General features: G+C 72.1%; 6 protein-coding genes. 4 read left to right on the top strand and 2 right to left on the bottom strand.

Going from position 1 to position 5,636, the window contains the following annotated elements; genetic code table 11:
• The first annotated feature begins 362 nt into the window (after positions 1-362).
• Positions 363-866 carry a MarR family winged helix-turn-helix transcriptional regulator gene (locus tag ACH4S8_RS43030; RefSeq protein ID WP_398404426.1) on the top strand — a complete coding sequence of 168 codons (504 nt, stop codon included), beginning with the start codon at positions 363-365 and terminating at the stop codon, positions 864-866.
• Here the strand turns inward: ACH4S8_RS43030 and ACH4S8_RS43025 are convergent.
• The gene (locus tag ACH4S8_RS43025; protein WP_398404424.1) at positions 839-1,252 is read right to left on the bottom strand and encodes a winged helix-turn-helix transcriptional regulator; all 414 of its coding nucleotides are present in this window, start codon (positions 1,250-1,252) and stop codon (positions 839-841) included. The two genes, ACH4S8_RS43030 and ACH4S8_RS43025, sit on opposite strands and share 28 nt — an antisense overlap.
• A 122-nt stretch (positions 1,253-1,374) precedes the next feature.
• Here ACH4S8_RS43025 and ACH4S8_RS43020 point away from each other — a divergent pair, with 122 nt between their 5' ends.
• Positions 1,375-2,265, top strand: a complete 891-nt coding sequence (locus tag ACH4S8_RS43020) for an NADP-dependent oxidoreductase (RefSeq protein ID WP_398404422.1) — start codon at positions 1,375-1,377, stop codon at positions 2,263-2,265.
• Positions 2,266-2,546: 281 nt separating this feature from the next.
• Here the strand turns inward: ACH4S8_RS43020 and ACH4S8_RS43015 are convergent, their stop codons facing one another.
• Positions 2,547-3,362, bottom strand: coding sequence for a DUF6597 domain-containing transcriptional factor (locus ACH4S8_RS43015; RefSeq protein ID WP_398404420.1), 816 nt, complete (start codon positions 3,360-3,362; stop codon positions 2,547-2,549).
• 103 nt (positions 3,363-3,465) lie between these two features.
• Here ACH4S8_RS43015 and ACH4S8_RS43010 point away from each other — a divergent pair, with 103 nt between their 5' ends.
• Both ACH4S8_RS43010 and ACH4S8_RS43005 read left to right on the top strand, forming a co-directional pair.
• Positions 3,466-4,557, top strand: coding sequence for an LLM class flavin-dependent oxidoreductase (locus ACH4S8_RS43010; protein ID WP_398404418.1), 1,092 nt, complete (start codon positions 3,466-3,468; stop codon positions 4,555-4,557).
• Complete coding sequence (locus tag ACH4S8_RS43005) at positions 4,554-5,270, top strand: FMN reductase (RefSeq protein ID WP_398404416.1); 717 nt, start codon at positions 4,554-4,556, stop codon at positions 5,268-5,270. The genes ACH4S8_RS43010 and ACH4S8_RS43005 overlap by 4 nt, the downstream gene beginning before the upstream one ends.
• Positions 5,271-5,636 lie beyond the last annotated feature (366 nt).

The following is a 5,636-nucleotide window of genomic DNA, read 5'->3' as shown; positions in this document are numbered from 1 at the left end:
CGTGCCGGTACATCCGCCCGTCGCCGTCGGACGAGAGGTGACCGTCGGTGGCGACGGGCATGTGATGTACCGGCACGGCCCCTCCCGCGCGTACCCGGCTGCGGGTGCATCGGGGTGGCCGGTCAGCCGCCTTCGCCGGATCCCGGCTGCGGGTGCAATTTTCGACCCCTCCGGCGTTTGAGGAGCGGGGGCTGGGGCGGAGCCCCAGGGGTGATGGGGGTCCCTCTGGTCGAGCGAAGCCGAGACCTTGGGGGAGGGTAGGGGCGGAGGGGGCGAAAGAGGCTGGTGGGGTGGGGTGCCGGTTCCCGGGGGCGAGGGGTGTGCGGCGTACGATTTTGGCTGGGCTGGTGGAAAGGGGCCGCATGGCCACGGCCGGGGAAGCGCGCGGGCGGCTGCTGGAGGAGCTGGCGGTCGTCTCGAGGCGGTACATGGCCTCGTACGCCCTGTTCAACCAGGCCCTCGCCGACCACGTCGGACTGCACCCGACGGACGTGCAGTGCGTGAACCTGCTCAGCCTGGAGGACGGGCCCGTGACCACCGGGCGGATCGCCGAGATGACGGGTCTGACGACCGGGTCGGCCACGCGGCTGGTGGACCGGCTGGAGAAGGCCGGCTATGTCGTGCGGGAGCGCGACGTGGTCGACCGGCGCCGGGTGCTGGTGGCGACCGTGCCGGAGAAGATCGCCGAGTTCGGGCGGATGTGGGAACGGCTGGGCGACGGCTGGTACGGCCTGTTCGAGGGGCTCGACGACGCCGAGGTCGCCCTGATCATCGGGCACATGCGGCGCACGGTCGACTTCAGCGCCGTGCAGGTCGCCCGGCTGCGGTCCGGGGACCGTCAGGACGCCTCGGACGAGGCGTCGTAACGCTCGCGGGCCTCGACGACCTCCTCGATGTGGTGCTCCGCCCAGTCCTTGACGGCGGTGAGCAGGCAGCTCAGGTTCGTGCCCAGCGGCGTGAGTTCGTAGTCGACGCGGACCGGCACGGACGGGGTGACCGTACGGGAGACGATGCCGTCGCGCTCCAGCGAACGCAGTGTCTGCGTCAGCATCTTGGGGCTCACGCCGGCGATCTTGCGGCCGAGGCCGCTGTAGCGCATGGGGCCGCCCGCGTCGGCGAGCGCGCTCACGATCAGGCTGACCCACTTGTCGCTGATGCGGTCCAGGAGCTGGTTGGTGGGGCAGCTCTTGATGAACGCGTCGTACTCGACGCGGGCCTGGTGGCGCCGCTGGGCCGCCGTCGTGGTCGCCATGACTCACCTCCGGGTGACGTACGCACCTTCAGGTGCCTACTTACCAATGGATAGTAGCTCTTCCTAGGGTTGTTGTGGCGGGTGAGAGACCCGCAGATGACCTACAGATGGGGTGAGCTGGGATGCGTGCAGCGGTTGTGACGTCGTTCGGTGGTCCGGAAGCCGTCGAGATCGTCGAGGTCGCCCTGCCGGAGCCGGGGGCCCGGCAGGTGCGGATCAAGGTGGCGGCCGCCGGGCTCAACCCCGTGGACGCCGGGGTGCGCGCCGGTGTCTTCGGGGGCGCGGGGAAGCGGCTGGGGCTCGGCTGGGACGTCGCGGGGGTGGTGGAGGCGGTCGGGGTCGCTTCGGGGTGGAACGTGGGTGACGAGGTGGTGGCGCTGGCGTACGGGCCGGCCAAGGACCTCGGTACGCACGCCGACCATGTGGTGGTCGACGCCGAGGCGGTGGCCCTGGCCCCGCGCTCGGTCGACGCGGCGCACGCGGCGAGTCTGCCGCTCAACGCGCTGACCGCGGCCCAGGCCCTGGACCGGCTGGCCCTGGAGCCGGGGCAGCGGCTGCTGGTCACCGGGGCCGCGGGGGCGGTCGGCGGGTACGCCGTGCAGCTCGCCGCCCGGCTCGGGGTGAGCGTGACCGCGCTGGCCCGCGAGGACGACGAGGAGCTCGTACGGTCCCTGGGGGCGGACCGGTTCGTGTCGGACGGGGTGGCCCCGGGCAGCGTGGACGCGGTGCTGGACGCGGCGATCCTGGGCGCGGACGCCCTGGAGTGGGTGCGGGACGGGGGAGCCTTCCTGGGCGTCATCCTGGGGGCGCACCCGGAGTCCGTGCGGGGTGTGCGGACCGGTGCCGTGGAGGTCGCCGCCGACGGGGCCCGGCTCGCGGAGCTCGTGGCGCTCGTCGACGAGGGAGCGCTGACGACCCGGGTCGCCGGGACGTACGCGCTCGACGAGGCCGCCAAGGCGCACGCGCGGCTCGCGGAGGGCGGACTGCGGGGCCGGCTGGTCCTCGTGCCCTAGGCCGCCCGTGGGATCTCTGGCGGTCCGCGGGATCTCTGGCGGTCCGGAAGCGGATGGTGGTGACGGCGGCGGATGGTGGTGACGGTGGTGGTCGGTGGTGACGGTGGCGGCCGGGACGGGCGATCGGGCGGTCGAGGCGGTTGAGGCGATGACGATGCCGGTGGGCAGGGGTGTGAGGGCGAGCGCGGCAGCCGCGGGGGAGCGGCCGAGGTCCTGCCGGAGGAAGTAGGGGGACGACGTGGAGGCGGCCGGTCAGGCGGGGCCGTGGTCGGCCGGGCCGGTCAGGCGGGGCCGTGGTCGGCCGCGTACGACGTCGGCGGGACTCCGACCGTCGCGGTGAAGTCCCGGACCAGGTGGGCCTGGTCGGCGTAGCCGAGGTCGGCGGCCAGGGTGGCCCAGTTCACCGGTTCGGCACTCTCGGCCCGCTCCAGCGCTTCGTGGATGCGATAGCGCAGGATGATCCACTTGGGGCCGACGCCGACGTACGCGGCGAACAGGCGCTGCAGCGCCCGGACCGTCATGCCCTCGGTCTCGGCGAGTGTGCCGACGTCGCGGATCGCGCGGTCGGCCCGGATGCGGTCGACCAGGGCCGTCGCCAGGGTGGCCCCCGGGTCCGGTCGCGGGTCGAGGTCCAGGAGGAAGGTGTCGAGGGCGGCCACCCGGGCCTGCTCGTCCTCCGGGTCGAGGACGGCCGCGACGGCGCCGTCGGAGCCGGGGAAGACGTCGGGGAGATCGAGCCGCTGTCCGGTGAGGGCCGACAGGGGGCGGTCCGGGGCGAAGGGGCGGAATCCGCCGGGTCGGAACTGGATCCCGCAGACCCTTCCCCGGCCCTCCAGTTTCTGGGTGAACAGGCCGAGCCCGATGCCGGCGACCTCGCCGAAGGGGTCCTGTCCCGTGTACCGCTGGAAGACGACGTTGACCGACGGGTGCGGGACCACGTGCGAGGCGTAGGGCCGGCCGAGGTCCCAGTCGATCAGCCAGTAGTGCTCCAGATAGGGGCGCAGCGGTTCGGCGGGCTCGTGGCGGCGGAAGCGGACGTGAGCGAAGAGTTCAGCGGCGTCGACGATGCCTCGGGTGTCACGGCGTGGGGCGGCCATGTCGGGATCGTAGGACGGGGCACTGACAGGGGCGGAATACCTGGAGAGGGGTGATGGTTCGAGGGTATAGTTGAACAATCAACAACCTGGAGGGTGAGTGACCATGCAGTTCGGGATCTTCAGCGTCGGCGATGTGACACCCGACCCCACCACGGGCCGGGAGCCGAGCGAGCGCGAGCGCATCAAGGCCATGGTCACCATCGCGCTGAAGGCCGAGGAGGTCGGCCTCGACGTCTTCGCGACCGGCGAGCACCACAACCCGCCGTTCGTGCCGTCGTCCCCGACCACGATGCTCGGCTACATCGCGGCGCGCACCGAGAAGCTCGTCCTGTCGACGTCCACGACGCTGATCACCACCAACGACCCGGTGAAGATCGCCGAGGACTACGCGATGCTCCAGCACCTCGCGGACGGCCGGGTCGACCTGATGATGGGCCGCGGCAACACCGGTCCGGTCTATCCCTGGTTCGGCCAGGACATCCGCCAGGGCATCAACCTCGCCGTCGAGAACTACGCGCTGCTGCACCGCCTGTGGCGCGAGGACGTGGTGACGTGGGAGGGCAAGTTCCGTACGCCGCTGCAGTCGTTCACGTCGACCCCCCGTCCGCTGGACGGTGTCCCGCCGTTCGTCTGGCACGGCTCCATCCGCTCGCCCGAGATCGCCGAGCAGGCCGCCTACTACGGCGACGGCTTCTTCCACAACAACATCTTCTGGCCCGCCGACCACACCAAGCGGATGGTCGAGCTCTACCGCGAGCGGTACGCGCACTACGGGCACGGCACCGCCGAGCAGGCGATCGTCGGCCTCGGCGGCCAGGTGTTCATGCGGCCCAACTCCCAGGACGCCGTACGGGAGTTCCGTCCGTACTTCGACAACGCGCCGGTCTACGGCCACGGGCCCTCCCTGGAGGACTTCACCGAGCAGACGCCGCTGACCGTCGGCTCGCCGCAGCAGGTCATCGAGAAGACGCTGGCGTTCCGCGAGTACGCCGGTGACTACCAGCGTCAGCTGTTCCTGATGGACCACGCCGGACTGCCGCTCAAGACCGTCCTGGAGCAGCTCGACCTGCTGGGCGAACAGGTCGTGCCCGTACTGCGCGAGGAGTTCGCCAAGAACCGGCCGGCCGATGTGCCGGACGCGCCGACGCACGCGGTCCGGGTGGCCTCGGCCCAGGAGGAGGTGAGCCGCGCATGAAGCTCGTCGTCGTCTCGGCGGGGCTGAGTGTTCCGTCGTCCACGCGGCTGCTGGGTGACCGGCTGGCGGCCGCGACCGCCGGCCGGGTGTCCGGCGCGGTGGATCTCCGGGTCGTCGAACTGCGCGACCTCGCGGTCGAGATCGCGCACAACTTCACCAACGGGTTTCCCGGCCGGGGGCTGTCCGCCGCGATCGACGACGTGACCTCCGCGGACGGTCTGATCGTCGTCACCCCGGTCTTCTCCGCCTCCTACAGCGGTCTGTTCAAGTCGTTCTTCGACGTGCTCGACAAGGACGCGCTGGCGGGGAAGCCCGTGCTGATCGCGGCGACCGGGGGGACCGGGCGGCACTCGCTGGTCCTCGACCACGCGCTGCGTCCGCTGTTCGCGTATCTGCGGGCGGTGGTCGTGCCGACCGGGGTGTACGCGGCGTCGGAGGACTGGGGGGCGGAGGGGCTGGCGGAGCGGATCGAGCGGGCGGCGGGTGAGCTGGCTGCGCTGATGCCGGCCTCGGCCGTTCCGGCGGCGGGCCCCGACCTGGCCTCCGCCCCGGTCTCCGCCCCGGTCTCCGGCCTGGCCTCCGACCCGGCCTTGGCGTCCGCCTCGGCGGTGGGCGGGGCCGAGGTGGCGGTCCCCGCTCAGCCCGCTTCCGGCCGGGCGGACGGTTTCCACGTCGTCCCGTTCGAGGAGCAGCTCGCGGCGCTGCGGGTGTAGCGGGTTTTTTCGCCCCCTCCGCCCCTACCCTTCCCGTACCCGGGGCTCCGCCCCGGACCCCGCTCCTCAAACGCCGGAGGGGCTGAATTTTTCCCCGGCCGGGGCTGAACTTCCCCCGGCCGGGGCTGGAATGCGGGCGGACCACGGATCGCCCGCAGCCGGGATACGGCGAAAGCGGCCGACCGGCCACCCCGATGCACCCGCAGCGGGATTCGGCGAAAGTGGCCGACCGGTCACCCCGATGCACCCGCAGCCGGGATTCGGCGAAAGTGGCCGACCGGTCACCCCGATGCACCTGCAGCCGGGTACGCGCGGGAGGGGCCGTGCCGGTACATCACATGCCCGTCGCCACCGACGGTCACCTCT

It is taken from the genome of Streptomyces sp. NPDC021080 (assembly GCF_044333225.1).
Lineage (GTDB): Bacteria > Actinomycetota > Actinomycetes > Streptomycetales > Streptomycetaceae > Streptomyces.
Note: the sequence above shows the minus strand (reverse complement) of the source record. Positions and strands in the feature narration are given on the sequence as shown.

Coding starts and splice junctions, on each gene's coding strand:
- ACH4S8_RS43005 (WP_398404416.1), top strand. CDS start 4,554: ATGAAGCTCGTCGTCGTCTCGGCGGGGCTGAGTGTTCCGTCGTCCACG.
- ACH4S8_RS43020 (WP_398404422.1), top strand. CDS start 1,375: ATGCGTGCAGCGGTTGTGACGTCGTTCGGTGGTCCGGAAGCCGTCGAG.
- ACH4S8_RS43025 (WP_398404424.1), bottom strand. CDS start 1,252: ATGGCGACCACGACGGCGGCCCAGCGGCGCCACCAGGCCCGCGTCGAG.
- ACH4S8_RS43010 (WP_398404418.1), top strand. CDS start 3,466: ATGCAGTTCGGGATCTTCAGCGTCGGCGATGTGACACCCGACCCCACC.
- ACH4S8_RS43015 (WP_398404420.1), bottom strand. CDS start 3,362: ATGGCCGCCCCACGCCGTGACACCCGAGGCATCGTCGACGCCGCTGAA.
- ACH4S8_RS43030 (WP_398404426.1), top strand. CDS start 363: ATGGCCACGGCCGGGGAAGCGCGCGGGCGGCTGCTGGAGGAGCTGGCG.